The sequence below is a fragment of the Paracoccus sp. 22332 genome (assembly GCF_052045125.1).
Lineage (GTDB): Bacteria > Pseudomonadota > Alphaproteobacteria > Rhodobacterales > Rhodobacteraceae > Paracoccus > Paracoccus haematequi_A.
Genome location: NZ_JBQEOI010000104.1, coordinates 1 through 2,187, shown reverse-complemented (window position 1 = coordinate 2,187; position 2,187 = coordinate 1). Strand labels below are relative to the sequence as shown.

Sequence of the window (2,187 nt, the reverse complement as noted above, 5' to 3'; positions counted from 1 at the left end):
GGTCGAGCGCCTGATGGCCGAACTCGGCCTTCACGGCGTCATTCGCGGCAAGCCGATCCGCACCACGGTGCAGGACAAGGCCGCGCCATGTCCACGCGACCATGTGAACCGGGTGTTCCATGTCCGGCGCCGAACAGGCTCTGGCTCTCGGACTTTACCTATGTCAGCACCTGGTCGGGCTTCGTCTACGGGCCTTCGTCATCGACGCCTACGCCCGTCGCATTGTCGGCTGGCGAGTGAGCAGGACCGCCCATGCGAGCTTTGTCCTCGATGCTCTCGAGCAGGCGCTGCACGAACGGCGCCCCGTTCATCGCGGCGGTCTGGTTCATCACTCCGACCGCGGATCGCAATATGTCAGCATCCGCTACACAGAGCGTTTGGCGGAAGCCGGCATCGAGCCCTCCGTCGGCAGCGTTGGAGATTCCTATGACAATGCTCTCGCCGAGACGATCAACGGCCTCTACAAAGCTGAGGTCATCCATCGGCGCGGGCCATGGCGAAGCTTCGAGGCCGTCGAGTTCGCCACTCTGACCTGGGTCGACTGGTTTAACAATCGACGGCTGCTGGAGCCCATCGGCAATATCCCGCCGGCCGAAGCCGAGGAACGCTACTACGCCATGCTGGAAGAACCGGCCATCGCGGCGTAACTTAAACCAAAAGGCCTCCGCAAACCCGGGCGGTTCAATGCGCCTCGCACCCGGTTCGCAAACTATATCCCCCAGATGCTGGACGTGTTGTGCGAACATGCCATCGACCTTGGCTGGATCTAGAACAACCCGGCCAAGGGCGTCCGCACGCTCAAGCCACCAGCCGAAAGGCAGCGTGAGCATTTGCCTTGGCCAGATTGGGCAGTGGAGAAGTTTCGCGCCGAAGCGATGAACTGCCGCGCCTGATATTCGAGATTGGTGTGGGCAGCGTCCAGCGCCCGGGAGATTGGGTTTGGCTTGCGCTGGGGCGACTATGACGGCGACTCTTTGAGCCTGCGCCAGCATAAGACTGACAAGCCGCTGGTGCTGCCCTGTACGGATCACCTCAAGGTTGCCTTGGATAGCAGAAAGGCGGCGCTGGGCGTGGTCCCGATTGCCGCCCGCCCGATCCTCATCAAGCGGGACGGCAATCCGATCAGCTATCGCTACATGGCCGACTTGATGCTGAGAGAACGCAAGCGGCTTGGGCTGGAAGCTTATGACCTGCATGCGCTGCGCTACCGAGGCATGAAGGAATTGGCATGGGCCGGCTGCGATGACGATGAGATCGCGGCCTATTCCGGTCACAGCACCAAAGCGATGATCGTCAAGTACGCGGGCGAGGCTCGGCAGGAGATGCGGGCACGCCAAGCCCGGGAGAAGCGCCAGTGAACAGAACGCGTCCAGAACACGAATCTGATACCCAGACTGATACCCTGAAAGGAGTGGTAGTACCTATGTCACTGAGAATATTGGAGGCGGGTACCGGAATCGAACCGGTCTTCACGGATTTGCAATCCGCTGCGTAACCTCTCCGCCAACCCGCCGGAGCCTTGCGTTTGCTAGGGTTTTCGGTTGATGGGGTCAAGGGGGTTATCACTCCGGTTATCACATTTTGTTCTGGTCCCGTTTGTTCCTAGGGTCAGGACCCATTGATCATCCGCTTGCGGCATGATTCAGCCTCCGCAAGGAGACTGATTGATGAGCAATCTTTTCTGGCTGACGGACGCGCAAATGGCGCTGTTCAGCCGTTCTTTCCCAAGAGCCATGGCAAGCCGCGCGTCGATGACCGGCGGGTGTTGAGCGGCATAATCTTCTTTAATCGCAATGGGTTGCGGTGGCGCGATGCGCCGAAGGAGTATTCCCAGTGACGTTGCCCCCGACTTTTATCCAGCGTGAGCGAGACTCCGGGCTTGAGTTTTGCCCATTCGGGCGAGTTGAGCAACGGGGGCTGGTGCGGAGCCTTGCAGGTTGCGCAGCGCCAAGCCCCGTTGCAGGGCGAAGGTTTGGGCAAACTCGGCTGGGGTCTGCCAGCCGAGACGGGAGTGGTGCCGTTCAGTGTTATAGTCCGTGCGCCAGGCGGCCAGCGTGACGCGGACATGGTGCAGGGACGGGAACAGGGTCTCGTTCAATAGCTCGTCGCGCAGGCGACCGTTGAAGCTCTCGATGAAGGCGTTCTGTGTCGGCTTTCCTGGCGCGATGTAGTGCCAGTCGATCTTGC

The 2,187-nt window shown here is 60.6% G+C and carries 2 protein-coding genes, 1 tRNA gene and 2 pseudogenes; 3 read left to right on the top strand and 2 right to left on the bottom strand.

Annotated elements, in window-relative coordinates; genetic code table 11:
* Both ACTJI6_RS23925 and ACTJI6_RS23920 read left to right on the top strand, forming a co-directional pair.
* Window positions 1-647: pseudogene (locus ACTJI6_RS23925) on the top strand (IS3 family transposase); the annotation flags it as partial.
* A 297-nt stretch (window positions 648-944) separates the two neighbouring features.
* Complete coding sequence (locus ACTJI6_RS23920) at window positions 945-1,358, top strand: tyrosine-type recombinase/integrase (protein WP_440804249.1); 414 nt, start codon at window positions 945-947, stop codon at window positions 1,356-1,358.
* Between the two features lie 81 nt (window positions 1,359-1,439).
* Here the strand turns inward: ACTJI6_RS23920 and ACTJI6_RS23915 are convergent.
* Window positions 1,440-1,513, bottom strand: a tRNA-Cys gene (locus tag ACTJI6_RS23915).
* Between the two features lie 154 nt (window positions 1,514-1,667).
* On the opposite strand from ACTJI6_RS23915, the pseudogene ACTJI6_RS23910 reads away from it, so the two are divergent.
* Window positions 1,668-1,828, top strand: a pseudogene (locus ACTJI6_RS23910) (transposase); the annotation flags it as partial.
* Window positions 1,829-1,852: 24 nt separating this feature from the next.
* On the opposite strand, the gene ACTJI6_RS23905 reads toward ACTJI6_RS23910, so the two are convergent.
* A partial coding sequence (locus tag ACTJI6_RS23905) for an integrase core domain-containing protein (RefSeq protein WP_440799152.1) occupies window positions 1,853-2,187 on the bottom strand: 335 nt, incomplete at its 5' end.